This window comes from Streptomyces sp. SUK 48, from assembly GCF_009650765.1.
Lineage (GTDB): Bacteria > Actinomycetota > Actinomycetes > Streptomycetales > Streptomycetaceae > Streptomyces.
Window position 1 is genome coordinate 3,435,786 of record NZ_CP045740.1, and the last position, 18,532, is coordinate 3,454,317.

The 18,532-nt window shown below is 73.3% G+C and carries 14 protein-coding genes and 1 pseudogene; 4 read left to right on the forward strand and 11 right to left on the reverse strand.

The annotated features are described in order from the left end of the window. Positions 1-119 precede the first annotated feature (119 nt). Both GHR20_RS14560 and GHR20_RS14565 read left to right on the forward strand, forming a co-directional pair. On the forward strand, positions 120-1,754 hold the full coding sequence (locus tag GHR20_RS14560) for a PspC domain-containing protein (protein WP_194858883.1): 1,635 nt from the start codon (positions 120-122) through the stop codon (positions 1,752-1,754). After that, complete coding sequence (locus GHR20_RS14565) at positions 1,741-1,950, forward strand: hypothetical protein (RefSeq protein ID WP_111586135.1); 210 nt, start codon at positions 1,741-1,743, stop codon at positions 1,948-1,950. Before GHR20_RS14560 ends, GHR20_RS14565 begins: the two co-directional genes overlap by 14 nt. Positions 1,951-2,478: 528 nt before the next feature. On the opposite strand, the gene GHR20_RS14570 is transcribed toward GHR20_RS14565, so the two are convergent. The 4 genes from GHR20_RS14570 to GHR20_RS14585 all read right to left on the reverse strand — a co-directional run bounded on the left by GHR20_RS14570 (position 2,479) and on the right by GHR20_RS14585 (position 6,472). Further along, positions 2,479-3,006 (reverse strand): DoxX family membrane protein, encoded by a 528-nt coding sequence (locus GHR20_RS14570; protein WP_243878025.1) that lies wholly within the window; start codon positions 3,004-3,006, stop codon positions 2,479-2,481. A gap of 150 nt (positions 3,007-3,156) precedes the next feature. Then, on the reverse strand, positions 3,157-4,437 hold the full coding sequence (locus GHR20_RS14575; RefSeq protein ID WP_153813418.1) for a hypothetical protein: 1,281 nt from the start codon (positions 4,435-4,437) through the stop codon (positions 3,157-3,159). Positions 4,438-4,671: 234 nt separating this feature from the next. Beyond that, positions 4,672-5,501 (reverse strand): IS5 family transposase gene (locus GHR20_RS14580; protein ID WP_243878351.1). Its coding sequence is split into 2 segments (ribosomal slippage): positions 4,672-5,157 and positions 5,160-5,501, totalling 828 coding nucleotides; the frame shifts between segments, so codons are not numbered across the junction. 176 nt (positions 5,502-5,677) lie between these two features. Beyond that, the gene (locus GHR20_RS14585) at positions 5,678-6,472 is read right to left on the reverse strand and encodes a class II aldolase/adducin family protein (RefSeq protein WP_153813419.1); all 795 of its coding nucleotides are present in this window, start codon (positions 6,470-6,472) and stop codon (positions 5,678-5,680) included. 141 nt (positions 6,473-6,613) lie between these two features. On the opposite strand from GHR20_RS14585, the gene GHR20_RS14590 reads away from it, so the two are divergent. Beyond that, complete coding sequence (locus GHR20_RS14590; protein WP_111586131.1) at positions 6,614-7,081, forward strand: pyridoxamine 5'-phosphate oxidase family protein; 468 nt, start codon at positions 6,614-6,616, stop codon at positions 7,079-7,081. 23 nt (positions 7,082-7,104) lie between these two features. Here the strand turns inward: GHR20_RS14590 and guaA are convergent, their stop codons facing one another. After that, positions 7,105-8,679, reverse strand: coding sequence for a glutamine-hydrolyzing GMP synthase (gene guaA, locus GHR20_RS14595; protein ID WP_111586130.1), 1,575 nt, complete (start codon positions 8,677-8,679; stop codon positions 7,105-7,107). Positions 8,680-9,043: 364 nt separating this feature from the next. Between guaA and GHR20_RS14600 the strand changes: the two genes are divergently transcribed. Further along, complete coding sequence (locus GHR20_RS14600) at positions 9,044-9,349, forward strand: chorismate mutase (protein WP_153815983.1); 306 nt, start codon at positions 9,044-9,046, stop codon at positions 9,347-9,349. Positions 9,350-9,854: 505 nt separating this feature from the next. Here the strand turns inward: GHR20_RS14600 and GHR20_RS14605 are convergent. From GHR20_RS14605 to GHR20_RS14630, 6 genes and pseudogenes are all read right to left on the reverse strand, one after another. Further along, the gene (locus GHR20_RS14605) at positions 9,855-11,636 is read right to left on the reverse strand and encodes a GMC family oxidoreductase (protein WP_153813420.1); all 1,782 of its coding nucleotides are present in this window, start codon (positions 11,634-11,636) and stop codon (positions 9,855-9,857) included. 74 nt (positions 11,637-11,710) lie between these two features. Then, complete coding sequence (locus tag GHR20_RS14610; protein WP_153813421.1) at positions 11,711-13,339, reverse strand: succinic semialdehyde dehydrogenase; 1,629 nt, start codon at positions 13,337-13,339, stop codon at positions 11,711-11,713. Positions 13,340-13,475: 136 nt separating this feature from the next. Continuing rightward, positions 13,476-14,567 carry a serine/threonine-protein kinase gene (locus GHR20_RS38135; protein ID WP_153813422.1) on the reverse strand — a complete coding sequence of 364 codons (1,092 nt, stop codon included), beginning with the start codon at positions 14,565-14,567 and terminating at the stop codon, positions 13,476-13,478. A gap of 46 nt (positions 14,568-14,613) precedes the next feature. Beyond that, positions 14,614-15,024 (reverse strand): annotated as a pseudogene (locus GHR20_RS14620) (MBL fold metallo-hydrolase); the annotation flags it as partial. A gap of 18 nt (positions 15,025-15,042) precedes the next feature. Then, a complete protein-coding gene (locus GHR20_RS14625; protein WP_153813424.1) occupies positions 15,043-16,752 on the reverse strand; it encodes a serine/threonine-protein kinase in 1,710 nt (569 codons plus the stop codon). A gap of 90 nt (positions 16,753-16,842) precedes the next feature. Then, positions 16,843-18,525, reverse strand: coding sequence for a serine/threonine-protein kinase (locus GHR20_RS14630; protein WP_153813425.1), 1,683 nt, complete (start codon positions 18,523-18,525; stop codon positions 16,843-16,845). Between the last annotated feature and the right edge of the window lie 7 nt (positions 18,526-18,532).

Here is an 18,532-nt window from a genome sequence, read left to right on the forward strand (position 1 = left end):
GGTTCCGGCCGGTCCGCACCACTCGAACGCTTCCCCCGGCCCACGTCAGGGCCGATCTCAGGGTTCGCCCAGGGTTGTCCCGACTGCCGCCGCACGGCCCCGGCCGTCACCATGGACTCATGACGGATCACGAGCACGCCGCGACGGGTCCGGGACCCGGCGGCCCGCGCCCGGCCCCGGGCACCGGGCCGACGGATGCCGCGCCCGCCGCGACGGGAGGGACGGGCGCGGCCGCCGACGGCTCCGCCCCTCGCGCGGAAGACACAGAGAAGACGGGCGACGCGGAGACGGCCGACAACACAGGCGCGGGCTCCCGCCCCCACACCGCCGCACCGGAGCAGGAGAAGGGGCTGCGACAGGAAGAGGAGCAGGAACAGCGGCAGGAGCCCGGGCCTGAACAGGGAGAGGGCCAGACACGGCAGGAGGGACAGCGGCACGGGCCCACGCGGCAGCCGGGTCCCGCCGAGGACGCGCCCGACCGGTTCCGGCGCGGGCGCCGGTACAAGATGATCGCGGGCGTGTGCGCGGGGCTCGGCCGGCAGGCCGACATGGACCCGGTGATATTCCGGATCACCCTGGCCGTCCTGTCCGCGACCGGCGGCATCGGTCTCATCTTCTACGGCTTCGTGTGGCTGCTGGTGCCGTACGAGGACGAGGAGGAGAACGAGCTGCGCAAGCTGCTGACCGGCCGGGTCGACGGCCAGGCGCTGGCCGCCGTGCTGTTCGCCCTGGTCGGCTGCGGGACCTTCCTGACCATGCTGCGGAACGGCGGGGCGCTGGCCTTCTCCGCGGTGCTCTCGCTGATGCTCGCGGGCGCCGGGTACTGGTCGCGGCGCCGCGACGCCCCGGACCCCGACCCGCTGGCCGCGCAGGCCGCCGCCGACGCACCGCCGGAGGCACAGGCGCCGCCGGTCGCCCTCAGCTACCCCTCGTGGTGGCGGGACCCGATCGTCAAGGACGGCACCCATGTCGGCGGCACCGGCTATCTGTGGGGGCCGGGCGACGCGCGGATCAGGGACGGAGACCTGCTCTCGGTCGTCGACGTCCGCCTCGCCACCCCCTGGACCCACCCCGGCGCCGCGAAGCAGCCGCCGAGCCCCGCGCCCCCGACGCCGCGCGGGCCGCGCTGGATAGGCGGCCCGGTGTTCCTGCTGGCGCTGCTGGCGGGCGGCCTGGGCTCCGGGCTGACGTGGCACACCCACCCGCTGGGCGCCAGCCTGCAGACCGGACTGGCCTGTGCGCTGGCCGTCTTCGGCCTGGGCCTCGCGGTCAGCTCGTTCCTCGGCCGCACCGGCGCCGGGACGGTGTTCCTGGCGATCGTCACGGCGGCTCTGCTCGGCGGGGCGGCGGCGATGCCCCGGGACATCACCACGCACTGGCGGGAGACGTCCTGGATACCCGGCGCCACGGCGCAGGTCCGGCCGGCGTACGAACTGGGCACGGGCCGGGGCACCCTCGACCTGACCCGGATACGTCCGGCCAAGGGGCAGACCGTCAGCACCGACGCGCACGTCGGGGCGGGCCGGCTGAAGGTGATCGTGCCGGCCGACGCGACCGTGCGGATGAACATCGATGTGGGCGTGGGCGACATCAAGTTGCCGGGAGAGAAGAACGGAAAGGACGTGGACGTGCTGCCGCAACGGCACCGGGATGTGACCCTGCCGCCGGCCGAGGGCGGCAAGGACAGCGGCACCCTGGACCTCACCCTCGGGGTCGGGGCCGGAGAGGTGGAGGTGGACCGTGCTGCGCCATGAGTTCCGGCCGGGGAAGCTGGTCGCCGGGTTGTTCCTGATCGCCACCGGGGTGGTGTACGCCGGGGACGCGGGCGGCCTGTGGAAGACCCCGTGGTTCGCGATCGTCCCACTGGTGGTGGGCGGCCTGTGCCTGGCCGGGGCCACGGCGACGCTCAACCGGGTGATACGGGGGCGGGGCGGGACCGAGCGGGGCTAGGGCCTCTCGTTTGGATCTTGCCGGCTCGACGGTCTCCGGAGTCACCGACGGGCCGAGGCCACGCGACGGCGCGCCGCTGCGGTGCCCGACGGTTCCGGCGACCGCGACGGTTTCGGGGACCGCCGGCGACCGCGACGGTTCTACGACTCCGGCGGCTCCGACGGCTTCCGGCACGGCGACGGGGCGACGGCGGCACGACACGGCGGCGCCCAGCCGGTCGGCCCGAGGTCCCGGGTCCCCGGGTCCCGGGTGCCCGAGAGAGCCCCCAGAGAGGCCGGGAAGTGTCCCGCGGGCAGCCGGCCCGCGAGCCAACCCCGCGCCTCGGATCTGCACCTCGGGTCGGCACCTCGGGTCTGCACCCCCGCATCTGGAGCCCCGGATCTGGAGCCCCGGCTCCGCAATCGACCCCACGGCCCCGGTCCCGGCCCCACCTGCCCACCCCCCGACCTGCCTAGCCCCCCTCGACCGCCCTAGCCCCTCCTCGACCGACCGCGCCCTCCTCGACCGACCGCGCCCTCCTCGACCGACCTACAGATATCCGAGCGACCGCTGCCGGCCCCGGGCGCGCCATGCGGCGTCCAGGGAGAGGTACGGCGCACCGGCGAGGATCAGGGGCAGCCAGGCCATCAGGTAGGCGAGGTCGTTGCCGTAGTAGTACGGGGTCGTGGCCCAGCTCATGGTCAGCCACAGGCTGAGGGAGATCAGCGCGCCGCCCAGTGCGGCGAGGCGGCCGAGCAGTCCGAGGAGGGTGGCGATGCCGACGGCCAGTTCGCCGAGGGCGATGGCGTAGCCGAAGCCGACCGGACTCTTCAGAGCGAGGTCGACCAGGGCGGGGAGGGCGGCGGTGCCGCGGGCCGCGTGCATGGTGTCGCCGATCGAACCGGCGCCGGCGGCCCTCATGAAGGTGCTGTCGGTGAGCTTGTCCAGGCCCGCGTAGAGGAAGGTGGCGCCGAGGAAGACGCGCAGGGGCAGCAGGGCGTAGTGGGCGGCGGTGTCCCGCCAGCCGTTGCGGCTGTTCAGCCGGGTGGTGCGCGTGTCCATTCGAATACCGGTCATGCTGCCTGCCGCCTCTCGCCCGCTGTCCCTGCCGTACCCGCCCGTTCTCCCGACCATATGTATGACAAGGAGGGGACGCTCAATCATCGCCCAGGGGTTTTTCCGGATTTCAGGCGTTCGTATGAGAGGAGGATCGCGAGTGGCGGACGCTCACTCGGTGATCTGGACCGTGTAGCGGTTGGTCGGCACTCCGGCCGCGGTCACCACCTGGACCTCCACCGAGCCCGGCTCGACGTCGGCCGGGACGGGGACGGTCAGGACGGTGTCCGAGGGGTTGCGGAAGCCGCCGGTGACCGGGACCAGCGGGACGTGGACGTCGACGGCGCCGATGCGGACGACCATGCGGGAGAGCCGTTCGGCGGTCTGGGCGCCGGGCGGGACGAAGCCGGTGCCGCGGATCTCGATGTCGTCGCCGGTGCGGATCGGGCCGTCCAGGTCGCCGGGTTCACGGGCGCGGACCACGGAGAGGACGACCGCGCGGCCGCCCTCCGCGTACTTGCCCGCCAGATAGGTGGCGGCCGAGATCAGGACGACGACCGCGAGACCCCAGGGCAGGTCGGGCAGCTGGTCGGGGCGGCGGGCGAGGCGGACGGCGGCGAAGACCAGGGCGACGGCGCTGATGGCCACGTACTGGATGTCGGTGAAGGCGCCCCGGCCGGAGTCGTCGGTGAGCAGGTCGGCGGCGCGCGGGCGGTGGGCCGGGACCTTCTGGAGCCGCTGGGCGAGGATGCGCAGCCCCACCACCCGGCGGACCAGGACGGCGATGCCGCAGACCACGGCGAGGACGGTCACCACGCCGGCGCCCCGGGCGAGGTCGAGGCCCGCGATGAGCGCGTCGCGTTCGGCGTGGTCGGAGGCGGCGGCCAGGCGGGCGGCGAGCAGCAGGACGGCGTAGCCGATGAACAGGACCCAGCAGACGGCGACGGAACGGGAGGTGGACATGCGATGGTCCTCGCCGATCACCGGGGCGAGAGCGCCGCCGCGCGCCCGGTGGAACCAGCAGGCGGCGGACAGCGCCCCGGCCACGACGAGGGCGGCGAGCAGGGCGGCGGTGCGGGCGGTGGTCCAGCCGGCGCCGATCGCGGTCAGCGCCTCGCCGAGCAGCAGGGCGACGACCGCGCCCCACACCGTGCACAGGGTGCGCAGCCACAGGCGGGTGAGCCACATCTCGCCCTCGGCGCGGCCGCGTTCGGCGACGGCCTCCGCGCGCTGGGTCAGTTCCTCGGAGACCCACTGGCGGGAGGCCGAGGGAGAGTAGGCCACGGCGGCGGGCAGGCCCTGGCCGGCGGCGAACTCGTCGCGGCGGCGCAGGAACGCGGCGACGGCCCGCCGGTGTCCCTCGCGGGCGCCGTGCGGACAGTCCCCGCAGCCGCAGCCGCCCTGGTGGACGCCCTCGGCGTCCGCGTCCTCTCTCGCCTCCTGCACCGCCACGTCCGACGCCCGCCTTCCCCGCGACCTCGCGGCACGGCCGCCGGCCCCTCGGTGAGCCGTCCCGCTGCCGTGCAACTCCCGTACGTCAACTGCGAATTGTGCCCTACCTGGACCGGCCTGAGGCCGCCGACATGATCCTGAAGAGTGAATCGCCGGGCTGCGTATTGACGCGACCACCCAGACCACCCAGCCCAACTAGCCCCCCCCGGTCGCCCTAGGTTCTGTCGTCAAATGTCACGCCCACATCAGGAGTGATGCGAGGGTGACGGCCGCTTGATAGGACTGGGCGGTCTTGTCGTAGCGGGTGGCGATGCCTCGCCACTGCTTGAGGCGGTTGAAGCACCGCTCCACGACGTTGCGGTGCTTGTAGACCTCGCGGTCGAAGGCCGGCGGGCGGCCTCCGCGGCTGCCGCGCCGGGCCCGGTTGCCGACCTGGTCGGCCCGCTCGGGGATCGTGTGCGGGATGCCGTGGCGGCGGAGCCAGCTGCGGATGGCTCTTGAGCTGTAGCCCTTGTCGCCCAGGACATGATCAGGCCGGACGCGGGGTCGCCCCGGTCCCGGGCGGGGCACCCGGATCGCTTCCATCACGGTGATGAACCGGGTGCAGTCGTTGGTGTTGCCGCCCGTGAGGACGAAGGCGAGCGGGCGGCCTCTGCCGTCGCAGGCCAGGTGGATCTTGCTGGTCAGGCCGCCTCTGGACCGGCCGAGGGCTGGGTCGCGGAGCCCCCTTTTCGGGCTCCGGCCGCATGCTGGTGAGCGCGGACGATGGTGGAATCGACCGACACCAGCCACTCGATGTCTCCCGCCGCGTCCGCCTTCGCCTGTGCGGCCTGCAGCATCCGGTCGAACGTCCCGTCCGCCGCCCACCTGCGAAACCGTGTGTGCAGCGTGGCCCACGGACCATAGCGCTCGGGCACATCCCGCCAGGCCGTTCCGGTCCGGAACTTCCACACGATCCCGTTCAGGACCCTGCGGTCGTCCAGCCGCTTCCGCCCCCGCAACGACTCGGGCAACAACGGCCGGACGAACTCCCACTCGGCATCAGACAGTTCATGACGACGTATCACCACACCATGATCCCTCAGCAGTGATCATTTGAAGACACTGCCTAGCACCCCGGTCACCCCCGCCACCCCCAACCGCCCCCGTCACCTCCAACTGCCCCCGTCACCTCCAACTGCCCCCCTACCGCTGACGACCGCTCCCAACCACTCCCGACCACTCCCGATCGCTGCCGGGCTCAGCCGAGCAGGTCGGGTTCGCTGCGGGTGATCTCCTGCCAGAGGGGCTGGTAGTTGATCCAGGCCACGAGGTCGCCGCCGAGTTGTTCGCGGGTGGCGACGGCGAGCTTGTGCTCGATCAGGACCGGGCGGCCGGCCGCGCGGGCCAGCAGCTGCACCCGGCAGGAGCGGTCCATGGACAGGAACCACCAGGCGGCGGCGTCCACGGAGCCGCCGACGGTGAGCAGCCCGTGGTTGCGCAGCACCAGCGCCTTGCGGGAGCCGAGCGCCGAGGCGATGCGGCGGCCCTCCTCGGCGTCGACGGTGACGCCGGTGTAGGCGTCGTAGAGGGCGGCGTCCTCGTAGAAGGCGCAGCTCTCCTGGGTGAGGGGGTCGACGAGGTCGCCGAGGGCGGCGAGGGCGCGGCCGTGCACGGAGTGGCAGTGGGCGACGGCGACGACGTCCGGGCGGGCGGCGTGGACCTGGGCGTGCACGGTGAAGGCGGCCTGGTTGACGTGGTAGCGGCCCTCGATGACCTGTCCGTCCTGGTTGACGAGGACGAGGTCGCCCACGGTGACGTGCCGGAAGGGCATGCCGAAGGGGTTGACCCAGAAGCAGTCGCTGAACTCCGGGTCCCGGGCGGTGATGTGGCCGGAGACGCCGTCCTCGAAGCCGTTCCGCCCGAAGATCCGCAGGGCTCCGGCGAGCCGTTCCTTGCGGTGCCGGCGTTCGTCCTCGACCGAGTCGTGCATCGGCGGCATGGCGAACTGCAGCTGGTCGGTGGACAGCGGCAGCGGCGGGGTGGGCCCGGACATAGGTCCTCCAGCGCTGGTAGGGCGGTACGGGCCGGAAGTTACCGCCGGTCAGCCCAAAAAGGCAGGGCTGTTCCGTAAAGATGGCGCGCAGATGGGAAAGGCGACAGGAGATGTCGGGTCAGGCAAGCACACTCGACCGGTATGAACTGGGCAGACTTCACCACGGCCGAACCGGACTTCGCGGCGGCCGTCGAGCGGCGCTTCGGCGCCTTCCGGCACCACGTCCTCGTCACCCTGCGCCGGGACGGCTCGCCCCGGCCCTCGGGGCTGGAGGTGCGCTTCCACGGCGGCGAGCTGTGGCTCGGCATGATGCCGGGCTCGCTGAAGGCCCGCGATCTGCTGCGCGACCCGCGGTTCGCGCTCCAGGCCAATCCGGGCGAGGGCACCACGATGGCCGGCGGGGACGTGCGGATCGGCGGGCGGGCCCACGAGGTCGGGGACGGGGCGGCGAAGGCCGGGTATGTGGAAGAGGTGGAACCGCCGGAGCCGTTCCACCTCTTCCGCACCGAGTTGACAGAGGTCGTGCGGACCTCTGTGGAGGACGACCGTCATCTGGTCGTCCAGGTCTGGAAGCCGGGAGAGCCGGTGCGGACTCTCAGGCGGACCTGAGCCTCAGGAAAGGCCGGGGAGGCTTACTCCCACTCGATGGTGCCCGGCGGCTTCGAGGTCACGTCGACGACGACGCGGTTGACGTCCCGGACCTCGTTGGTGATGCGGGTCGAGATGCGGGCGAGGACGTCGTAGGGCAGCCGGGACCAGTCGGCGGTCATGGCGTCCTCGGAGGAGACCGGGCGCAGCACGATCGGGTGACCGTAGGTGCGGCCGTCGCCCTGGACGCCCACGCTGCGGACGTCGGCGAGCAGGACCACCGGGCACTGCCAGATCTCGCGGTCGAGGCCGGCCGCGGTCAGCTCCTCGCGGGCGATGGCGTCGGCGTCGCGCAGCAGGTCCAGGCGCTCCTTGGTGACCTCGCCGACGATGCGGATGCCGAGGCCCGGGCCCGGGAACGGCTGGCGCTGGACGATCTCGTCCGGCAGGCCCAGCTCCTGGCCGACCATCCGGACCTCGTCCTTGAACAGCTTGCGCAGCGGCTCGATCAGCTGGAACTCGAGGTCCTCGGGCAGGCCGCCGACGTTGTGGTGCGACTTGATGTTGGCGGTGCCGGTGCCGCCGCCGGACTCGACCACGTCCGGGTAGAGGGTGCCCTGGACCAGGAACTCCACGGCCGGGCCCGCGTCGGCGATGATCTCGGCCTGCGCCTGCTCGAAGACGCGGATGAACTCCCGGCCGATGATCTTGCGCTTCTCCTCGGGGTCGCTGACCCCGGCGAGGGCGTTCAGGAAGCGCTCCTCGGCGTCGACGACCTTCAGCTGGACGCCGGTGGCCGCGACGAAGTCCTTCTCGACCTGCTCGGTCTCGCCCTTGCGCATCAGACCGTGGTCGACGTAGACGCAGGTCAGCTGCGAGCCGATGGCCTTCTGCACCAGGGCGGCGGCCACCGCGGAGTCCACGCCGCCGGACAGGCCGCAGATCGCGCGCTTGTCGCCGACCTGCTCGCGGATGGCCTCGACCTGCTCCTCGATCACATTGCCCGTGGTCCAGGTCGGCTCCAGGCCCGCGCCGCGGTACAGGAAGTGCTCCAGGACCTGCTGGCCGTGCGTGGAGTGCATGACCTCGGGGTGGTGCTGGACGCCGTAGAGCTTCTTCTCGTCGTTCTCGAACGCGGCGACCGGGACCAGGTCGGTGGACGCGGTGACGGCGAAGCCCTCGGGGGCGGCGGAGCAGGCGTCGCCGTGCGACATCCAGACCTGCTGCTCGTCCGGGGTGCCCTCGAAGAGGGTGGAGGAGGACTTGGAGACGTGCAGGTCGGTGCGGCCGTACTCGCGGGCGCCGTTGTTGTCGACGGAGCCGCCGAGGGTGAGCGCCATCAGCTGGAAGCCGTAGCACATGCCGAAGACGGGGACACCGGCCTCGAAGAGCTCGCGGTCGAGGCGGGGCGCGCCCTCCTCGTACACCGACGAGGGGCCGCCGGAGAGGATGATCGCCGCGGGCTTCTTGGCGAGCATCTCCTTGACCGGCATGGTGCTCGGCACGATCTCGCTGTAGACCCGCGCCTCGCGGACGCGTCGGGCGATGAGCTGGGCGTACTGCGCACCGAAGTCGACGACCAGGACGGTGTCGGGGGCAGTGGGAGTCGCTGATGACACGGGGTGCCTTCTGGTGGTCCGGGCGGGGGTCTGTACTACGAGTCTAACGGTGCGGGCGCCGAGCCCCCCGCCGAGCCGGAGGCCCGCCGGGACGGGCCCGCGGTACCTGACGGAGGGGCCGCCGTACCGGTGCCGTGGCATACTGGCCCCATGCTTCAGCACACGACCTTCGTCTTTACCTATGGCACCCGGCCCGCCGGCTGCCATGGTCGTGCTGCTTAGCCGAACGCTTAAGCGACACCCCAGGCGCCCCGGGCCGACAAGGCCCGGGGCGCCTGTCGTTTTTCCGGGTCACGCCGTTCCAGGGCCTCCGCATCCGCCCCCACCGCACCCGCGCGAAACGATCAGGAGCCCCGACATGAGCATGAGCACCACCACCCCCGAAGAGACCGAAGAGACCGAAGAGACCGAAGCGACCGCCACGGCGCCGGAGGCGGCCATCGCCGCCGCGCGGGAGCGCATCGACACGATCGACGACCGGATCATCGGCCTCATCCAGGAGCGGACGGCCGTCTCCGCCGTGGTCCAGCAGACCCGTATCTCCTCCGGCGGCCGGCGGGTCAGCCTCTCCCGCGAGATGGAGGTCCTCGGTCACTACCGCGAGGCGCTGGGCAAGCCCGGCACCTCGCTCGCCATGACGCTGCTGGAGCTGTGCCGGGGCCGCATCTGAGCGCGCCAGCTGATTATCCGACGTGAGTTCGGCCCCCGTCTCACCCGTACGGCGCGTGACCGCCTCGCGGGCACCTTCGTTAGCGGGTTGTCCGTGCCAGCCAGGGGCGGGCCCGACAGAACCACGCGTGGCTCGCTGGGGCGATGAGGCGTACGGGTCGTGCCGTACGCCGTGGGACCTCGCTCCAGGGAAGTGACCGGACGGCAGGGGACAGCAGCCCGGTCACCAAGAGAACGGCCGGCTCCGGGGACGCCCGGGGCCGGCCGGCGGAACACCGGTCCCCGTCCCCGCGCAGAACACGGCAGGCCATGGCGGAACACGACAGGCCACGGCGCCCTCGCGCATGAGAAGAGGGACCTGCATCCCCCTCCGAAGGCAGGTCCCTCACCACCGTCTTCTTGATCCGGTAGCAGGTTTGATCGGCGACGGCACGGGAGGGTTGTGCCGGGGCCCGGGATTGACCAGTGATCCGGGTCACACCACCCGAGCCGCGCCCCCCGGCGGACTACACGGCCTTCGGCGGCACCGTCGGCATCCCCAGGAACGGCAGCCGCAGCGCGCCGAACGCCTCCGCCGGAACCGCGGGCGAGAGCGGCTCCACCGGCTTCAGCCGCTCGTACGACGCCCCCGGCGCCGGCCGCGGATCCTCCTCGCCCTTGTTCGGCCAGAACGACATGGCCCGCTCGGCCTGCGCGGTGATCGTCAGCGACGGGTTGACGCCCAGGTTCGCCGAGACCGCGGCGCCGTCCACGACCGAGATGCCGGGGTGCCCGTACAGCCGGTGGTACGGATCGATCACCCCGGTGTCGGCCGAGTCGCCGATGGGGCAGCCGCCGAGGAAGTGCGCGGTGAGCGGGGTGCCCATCAGCTCGCCGACGTTGCTGCCCGGGAAGCCGTTGATCTCGGCGGCGAGCGCGGCGGCGGCCTCGGAGGCGGCCCTGATCTGCTTGGGGTTGGGCGCGCCGTGCCCCTGCCGCGCGGTGAGCAGGCCCTTGCCGACGCCGCCCGGCTTCAGGTACGTCGTCAGCGAGTTGTCCAGGGACTGCATGACCAGGCCGATGATGCTCCGCTCGGACCAGCGGCGGTTGGACAGGGAGCGCAGCACCAGGGTGGGGTGCCTGGCCGCGTTCGCCAGCCAGGCCAGCGCCCGCGAGGAGCCCTCGGTGTACGGCACCTGGAGGATGGACAGGCCGCCCATCGCGTTGGAGCCCTTGCCGTAGCGGACCGGCTCGATATGGGTGTTCTCGTCCGGGTGGATCGAGGAGGTGATCGCGACGCCCCGGGTGAAGTCGGCCCGCGGGGTGCCGTGCGCCTTGCGGTAGCGGTGGTTGTCGGTCTGCGCGCCGACCAGCGCCTCCGAGTTGGTGCGGGTCAGCACACCCAACCGGGGCGAGAGGTAGGGAAGTTGGCCGTTGGCCTTCATGCGGTGCAGCAGGGTCTGGGTGCCGTACGTACCGGCGGCGATCACGACCCGGCGCGCGGTGAACAGCCGTCCCGCGCCCTTCTTCTGACGATCCGTCGGCAGGGTGGCCACCGCGTACCCGCCGCGTGAGTCGTCGGTGACGGACACCACCGTGGTCATGGGGTGGACCACCGCGCCCGCCTTCTCGGCGAGGTGGAGGTAGTTCTCGTTCAGCGTGTTCTTGGCGCCGTGCCGGCAACCGGTCATGCACTCGCCGCACTCGGTGCAGGCGTTGCGCTCGGGACCGGCCCCGCCGAAGTACGGGTCGGGCACCGGCCGCCCGGGGGACGCCTTCGCCGTGCCGTCCGCGTCCTTGCCGTCGCCGAAGAAGACGCCGACCGGCGCGAAGTGGAAGGTGTCGCCGACACCCATCCGCTCGGCGGCCGCCTTGAGGTGGACGTCCGAGGGGGTCATCGTCGGGTTGAGCCGTACGCCGAGCATCCGGGTGGCCTGGTCGTAGTACGGCTTCAGCTCCTCCTGCCAGTCGGTGATGTCCTTCCACTGGGGGTCCTCGAAGAACGCCTTCGGCGGTACGTAGAGGGTGTTGGCGTAGTTGAGCGAGCCGCCGCCGACGCCCGCGCCGGCCAGCACCATCACATTGCCCAGCAGATGGATGCGCTGAATGCCGTACATGCCGAGTTTGGGGGCCCAGAGGTAGTTCTTCAGGTCCCAGGAGTTCTTCGGCAGGGACGTCCTGGTGAAGCGGCGCCCGGCCTCCAGGACGCCGACCCGGTAACCCTTCTCGGTCAGGCGCAGGGCGGAGACGGAGCCGCCGAAGCCGGAGCCGACCACGAGGACGTCGTAGTCGTAGGAGTCCTGGGGCACGGGTCTCTCCTCAGAGTGTTTCGGGTGCGGGCCGTCCGCGGTCTCTCGCGCGGTTCCCCGCGCCCCCAAGCGGCTTACGTGAACCGGAGCGCCTTCAGCACGCGCAGGCTCGTGGTCATGAAGCGGGCGTAGCCCTCGTCCGACATGCCCAGCGAGGGCGCCATCGGCAGCAGCCGCTGCTGGGCGACCGTCTGGGCCTCGGTGTACTTGAGGATGCCCTCGGAGCCGTGGCGGCGGCCGAGGCCGGAGTCCTTCATGCCGCCCATCGGGGACTGGACGCTGCCGTAGGCCGGGGCGTAGCCCTCGTTGACGTTGACCGTGCCGGTGCGCAGCCGGGCGGCGATGTCCCGGCCGCGGCTCGAACTGGTCGTCCATACCGAGGCGTTGAGGCCGTACGGCGTGGCGTTGGCGCGCGCGACCGCGTCGTCGTCGGACGAGAAGCGGTAGACGGAGACCACCGGGCCGAAGGTCTCCTCCTCGCAGACCGCCATGGAGCCCTCGACGCCGTCGAGGATGGTGGGCTCGAAGAAGTAGGGGCCGATGTCGGGCCGGGCCACGCCGCCCGCGAGCACCGTGGCGCCCTTGTCGACGGCCTCGCGCACATGCCGTTCGACGGTCTCCAGCTGGCGCTCGCCGACCAGGGAGCCCATGTCGGCGCCGTAGGCAAGGGAGCTGCCGAGCCGCATGGCCCGGGTGCGGGCGGCGAACCGGTCGAGGAAGGCGTCGGCGACCGACTCGTGGACGTACAACCGCTCGATGGAGATGCAGAGCTGGCCGGCCGAGGAGAAGCAGGCGCGTACGGCGCCGGCCGCGGCCTTCTCGATGTCGGCGTCGTCCAGCACCAGCATGGCGTTCTTGCCGCCGAGTTCGAGGGAGACGCCGATCAGCCGGGCGGCGGCGCCCTGGGCGACCTCGCGGCCGGTGCGGGTGGAGCCGGTGAAGGAGACGTAGTCGGCGTGCTTGACCAACTCGGGCCCCACGAGAGGGCCTTCGCCGAGGACGACCTGGAAGACGCCCTCGGGCAGCCCGGCCTCGATCAGCAGGTCGCGGGCCCACAGCGCGGTGAGGCAGGTCTCGGTGTCCGGCTTCATCACGACCGCGTTGCCCGCGACGAAGGCGGGCAGCGCGTCGCCGACGGACAGCTCCAGGGGGTAGTTCCAGGGCGCGATCTGGCCCACCACCCCGCGCGGATGGCGCAGTTCGGTGACCTTCGTCAGGGTCGGCACGGCGCCGGTGTGCCGCTTCGCGCGCAGATAGGACGGGGCCTTGCGGCCGTAGTGCCGGGCCGCGATGGCGACGGCGAGCACCTCCTCGTGCGCGTGCAGCCGGGCCTTGCCGGTCTCCAGCTGCACCAGGTCGAGGACCTCGGCCTGGCGTTCGAGGATCAGGTCGTGGAAGCGGAGCAGGACGGCGGCCCGCTGCCGTACCGGGGTGCGCTCCCAGACGGCCTGCGCGGCGCGCGCCGCCTCGAAGGCCCTGAGCACGTCCTCGGGGGTGGACTCGGGCAGATCGGCCAGCTTCTCGCCGGTGAACGGCGTGTGGTTGGCGGTCCGGCCGGAGCCGGTGACGCCCTTGGTCAGCCGGGCCACCAGTTCCGGGGTGACCACGTCGGCGGCGGTGCGGACGCCCTCGGGGCAGGCCGCGAGGGGGTTGGTACCGGCGATGTCCGACGCCCGAGTGTCCGGGGCCTGCGTGTCCGTCATGAGGCGCAGGGTATGCCGCGGCGAACGCTTTGTGTACCCGTCGGTAACGGGGATTCACCGACCGCTCACACCCTGCCAGCGATCACTGGCAATGAACGGCCTGATCAGCGCGTTGCCGGTTCGAACACTCGTCCGTTCAGTCGCCCGCGGGTTTTTTCGCCAGGAAGAGGGCGAGCGTGGTGAAGGGGGTGCGGCGAGGGGGCGCGGTTCCGGGCCGCGACGCGGGGTCCGGCCGCCGGGGGTCGGCCTGCGGCGACACGTCCGGCCGCGCGTCCGGTACGGCACCGGGGTCCCGCCTGTCCGGTGCGGCACCGGGGTCCCGCCCGCCCCGTACGCGGGCCGGGTCACCGGCGGGTTCGCCGGCCGGTTCCCCGCCTGGTCCGCCGGAGGGTTCGCCGGCCGGTTCCGGTACGTCCGCCACGCCCAGGTACGCGCGCAGCTCCGCCGCCACCCGCTCCGCGTCCGGCCGGGCCTCGGGCCGCGCCGCGTGCAGCCGGTCCAGGAGGGGGCCGAGCGGGCCGGGGTCCTTGTCGCCGAGGGCGGCGCGCAGCAGGGCGCCCAGGGACCAGAGATCGGAGGCGGGCCCGGCTCCGGGCCCGGCCGCACGCTCGGGAGCGACGAAGGGATCACCCCCGCCGAGCCGGCCCCCGCCGCTCCCGGCGCCACCGGCACCCCCGGCCCCGCTGCCCGCGCCGCCGCCGTCCCCGATCCCGAAGTCGGTGAGGACGACCCGTCCCGTACCCGATTCCAGCAGCACGTTGGCCGGTTTGAGGTCGCGGTGCACGATGCCGACGGCGTGCGCGGCGCGCAGGGCGCCGAGCACGGCGAGCCCGATGCGCGCGGCCTCGGCGGGCGGCAGGGGGCCGCGGCGCAGCGCCCCGGCCAGGGACTCGCCCTCCACCAGCTCCATCACGATCCAGGGGACGCCCGCCTCGGTGACGACGTCGTACACCGTGACGGCGGACGGATGCCGCACCCGGGTCGCGGCGCGGGCCTCCCGGTAGAGCCGGTGGGCGAGCCGCCCGCTCTCCTCGTCCGCGGCCGGATCGCCGGGCAGCGAGGGCTCCTTGACGGCGACCCGGGCCCGCCCCGCGCCACCCTCGTCCTCGGCGCGCCAGACGGTTCCGGTGGGACCGGTGCCGAGGCGCTCGGCCAGCCGGTAGCGCCCGCCGATCAGCCGCGCGCCGTCCGCGGGTGCACCGAGCGGGTGTTCGCCGTCGTCAGCCATGCCCCATCAGTACCGCGCACACCGCGCCGTTGTCGAAGCGGCCGGTTCAGGCGTCCCGCCGGCGCAGCCCGAACCGGCCGTTCTCCGACCGCACTTCGACGACACCGGTCCCCGGGAAATGCGCCGGGATCGCCAACGCGCACTCCTCTACAGCCAGTTGGAGCAGCCGCCGTCTGCTCGCGGCCGCCTGCCACGGATCGAGGCAGAAGCAGCTGTTGCACTCGGGCCGCAGGATCTGCACCGGGCTGTGCAGCACATCGCCGACGAACAGGGCGTGTTCGCCCCGCGAGGAGACCCGCAGCACGGAGGAGCCCGGGGTGTGCCCGGGCGCCGGCTCCAGGCTGAGGTGCTCGTCGACGCGGTACCCGTCCCCCCATACGACGGCCTGTCCGGCCCGGTGCAAGGGCGCGACGCTGTCCTCGTACAGCAGCCGGTCGTCCACCCGCGCGCCGCCCCCGGAGCGTTGCCGGGCAGGTCAGAGCTTCTGGACCGCCAGGTTCGCGATCGCCGCCTTCGCCACCTGCCGGCCGCGTTCCGTGAAGTCGCCCTTGCCCGGGTACTCGACGAACAGCTTGTACATATCGCCGGAGCGGGTGCGGTAGTAGAAGACCTGGACTTCGCGGGGGCGGGGGTCCTCGCTGTCGTCGGTCGTGTAGACGGCCGTGTTGCGCGCGGCCTCCCGGCCCCGGTACGTCGCGGTGTCGTCCGGACGCGTCTTCGCGCCCTTGGGCATGTCGAGGGAGTACTCGCCCTCGGCGCGGAACTCCTCGTCGTCCGCGTACATCTGGGACCGCGCCGAGTTCTTGATCTCCCCGGAGTCGTCCTCCGACTTCCTGGACAGGTCGAGCGTGATCGAGACGGCGCCGCTCCAGTCGGTGTACGCCACCCAGTTCTTGTCGGGGTCGTCCGATTCCGGCCGGGACACCTGGTACCCGGCGGGCACGGCGAGGTTCGCGCCCAGCCTGCCCTCGGGCCGCATCGCCCACCCGTCGGGCAGCGGGCCCGCGAAGGGATCGGCCAGCACGAGGTACGCCCCCGCCGCGAGCGCCACCACCGCCGCGCCCGCCCCCAGCCAGGCGGTACGACCGGGACGCCGGCGGCGCGCGGGAGCCGCGGCGGACCGCGCCGAGGGAACCGGGGAGGGGGCCGGTGCCGGTGACTGGGTGGCCGAGGACTGGACGGCCGAGGGCTGGGTGACCGACGGCTGGGTGACCGACGGCTGGATGGCCGAAGGCTGGGTGACCGGCGGCTGGGGCGCCGGCGGCTCGGCCGCCTCCGTCAGCAGCTCGCGCACCCGCCGCGCGGACGGCCGCCGCGCCGGGTCCTTGCGCAGCAGCCCGTCGATGGCCTCGGCCAGCGGGCGCCCGGCCGCCGCGGGCGGGGCCGGGGTCGCGTTGAGCACGGACTGGAGGGTCGCCGGGGTGTTGCTGCGCCGGAACGGGGAGACGCCCTCGGTCGCGGTGTACAGCAGTACGCCGAGGGACCACAGGTCGCTCGCGGGTCCGGGGCGCTGCCCCAGCACCCGTTCCGGCGCGACGTATTCGGGTGAGCCGACGAAGCCGCCGGTGTCCGTGAGCCGGGTGTCGCCCTCGATCCGCGCGATGCCGAAGTCGGTGAGGACGACCCGGTCGTGCCGGCCCAGCAGCACGTTGTCCGGCTTCACGTCCCGGTGCAGGACGCCCGCCGCGTGCGCCGCCTCCAGCGCGCCGAGCACCTCCAGGCCGATCCGGGCGGCCTCACGCGGGTCCAGGGTGCCCTCGTCGAGCACCTCGCCCAGCGTGCGGCCGTGCACCAGCTCCATCACCAGCCAGGGGCGGCCGTCGACCACCGCGACGTCGTACACGTTGACCACGGCCGGATGGTCGAGGCGGGCCGCGGCGCGGGCCTCGCGGCGCATGCGCTCGAAGGCGTTGGCGCGTTCCCGTTCGGGAAGGTGGTCCGGTATCCGGGGCTCCTTGACGGCGACCTCGCGGTCCACCGTCTCGTCCCGGGCCCGCCACACCGTGCCCATGCCGCCCCGGCCCAGCCTGGCCGTCAGCCGGTAACGGCCCGCTATCAGGGGCTCGTCGCCGGTGGCCGGACCGGAGACCGCGAGCGGGTCCCGCCGTGTGCGCGGCCGCGGCGGCCGAAGGACGAAGCTCGTCGTGTCGTCGGCCGCCCGGCCCGCTCCCCCGTCACTGCTCATGCACCATCCATATCGCGCCATCGCGGGCCCGATCCACTCGGAAGCGGTACCGGTCACGAACCCGTGACGCGGCGCACCTGCGGGACACGGTCAGGACGCCGGCGCCGAGAACGTGTCCAGCGCGACGTCGAAGTACTCCCGTGCCTCCCGCACCTTGCCGACCGGCGCCGACACCCACACGTCGTACAGCCGCCCAGACTCCTCCCAGCACAGGTCGTACGTGTGGCGCGCGCCCTGCGCCGCGCTGTAGCCGTTCCAGGTGAACTCCCAGAGCGCGGCGGGGTGTCCGGCGTGCGTGGTGCGGGTGACCCGGCCGTCGTGGTAACCGGGGTTCGACACCGCCCCGTTGGCCGCCTGCCCCTTCATCACGGCCTGCGGGCCGCCGGGCTGGGCGGCGCCGGTCCTGACGCCGAGGCGGTACGTCCCCTCCGGCGAGAGGTAGAACACCCGCTCTCCCTGCGGGCTGCGGGTGAAGTCGTCGGGCACCGCGAGCGAGAACCCGGCCGGGTCGTGGACGGTGCGGTAGCCGGAGGGCGCGGTGCCGGGGCCCGCGGGCGGGGAGCCAGGCCGGGACGGGGCCGGGGTCGTGGCCGACGGCGACGGGCCCTGCCGTGTACCGCCGGTGCCCCCGGTCGCCGGTGTCGTCGCCGTGCCTCCCGGGTTCGGGCCGCCCCCGCCGTGGTCCCGGCTGAACAGCAGGGTCGCGGCCGACCCGGCCGCCGCCGCGAGCGCCGCGATCAGCAGGGCCGCCACCAGCACCGAGCGCGTCGAGGAGCGGCCGGGCGGCGCCTCCGTCGTGAGCGCGGGCGCGGTGGACAGGGGCTCCGGCAGGCCCGGCGCGCCCGGCGGTACGGGCGGCAGCAGTACGGTCCGCGGCGGGCGCCCCACCCCGAGCCGGTGCCCGCGCGAGGTGCCCGGCGCGTCCGGCGTCTCGGGGGTGCGCCCGGTCCGCAGATAGACGCGCAGCATCCGCTCGGCCTGTGCCGCGTCGAGCCGCCGGTCCGGGTCGCGCTCCAGCAGCCCCCGTACGACGGGCCCCAGCGGCTCGGCCTCGACGGGCGGGCGGATCTCGGCCGTGACCACGGCGTGCAGGATGCCGCCGAGCGAGTCGCGCCGGAACGGCGACTCGCCGCTGAGCGCCGTGCACAGCAGCGCGCCCAGCGACCACAGGTCGGACTCCGGTCCGGTGCGCACCCCCGACATCCGCTCGGGCGCGGTGTACTCGGGCGAGCCGACGAAGGACCCGGTCTCGGTGAGCGTGGTGGCGCCGGCGACCTGCGCGATGCCGAAGTCGGTGAGCACGACCCGTTCGGTGCCGGACTCGATCAGGACGTTCGCGGGCTTGATGTCCCGGTGCAGCACCCCGGCCCCGTGCGCGGTGTCCAGCGCGCTGAGCAGGGCGACGCCGATCCGCGCGGCCTCGGCCGGGGTCACCGGGCCGTGCCGGGCGATCCGGTCGGCCAGCGAGCAGCCGTCGATCAGCTCCATGACCAGGTAGGGCCGTTCGTCCTGCTCGACCACGTCGTGCACGACGATGATGTGCGGGTGCCGCAGCTGCGCGACCGCGCGCGCCTCCCGGAACGTACGGTCGCGGCGGCGGCGCGCGTCGTCCTCCGGGAGCGCGTCGTCCGCGAGGATCTCCTTGACCGCGACGAGCCGGCCCAGCAGCTCGTCGCTCGCCCGCCAGACGACGCCCATGCCGCCGCGCCCGATACGCGCCTGGAGGCGGTAACGGCCGGCGATCACCCGGAAGTCGGCGCCCTCGGTCCCCATGGGCCCA

What these genes read in the sequence shown, in the direction of transcription:
- GHR20_RS14560 (WP_194858883.1), top strand. Translation starts at nt 120, where the DNA reads ATGACGGATCACGAGCACGCCGCGACGGGTCCGGGACCCGGCGGCCCG.
- GHR20_RS14570 (WP_243878025.1), bottom strand. Translation starts at nt 3,006, where the DNA reads ATGACCGGTATTCGAATGGACACGCGCACCACCCGGCTGAACAGCCGC.
- GHR20_RS14585 (WP_153813419.1), bottom strand. Translation starts at nt 6,472, where the DNA reads ATGTCCGGGCCCACCCCGCCGCTGCCGCTGTCCACCGACCAGCTGCAG.
- GHR20_RS14590 (WP_111586131.1), top strand. Translation starts at nt 6,614, where the DNA reads ATGAACTGGGCAGACTTCACCACGGCCGAACCGGACTTCGCGGCGGCC.
- GHR20_RS14600 (WP_153815983.1), top strand. Translation starts at nt 9,044, where the DNA reads ATGAGCACCACCACCCCCGAAGAGACCGAAGAGACCGAAGAGACCGAA.
- GHR20_RS14610 (WP_153813421.1), bottom strand. Translation starts at nt 13,339, where the DNA reads ATGACGGACACGCAGGCCCCGGACACTCGGGCGTCGGACATCGCCGGT.
- GHR20_RS38135 (WP_153813422.1), bottom strand. Translation starts at nt 14,567, where the DNA reads ATGGCTGACGACGGCGAACACCCGCTCGGTGCACCCGCGGACGGCGCG.
- GHR20_RS14625 (WP_153813424.1), bottom strand. Translation starts at nt 16,752, where the DNA reads ATGAGCAGTGACGGGGGAGCGGGCCGGGCGGCCGACGACACGACGAGC.
- GHR20_RS14630 (WP_153813425.1), bottom strand. Translation starts at nt 18,525, where the DNA reads ATGGGGACCGAGGGCGCCGACTTCCGGGTGATCGCCGGCCGTTACCGC.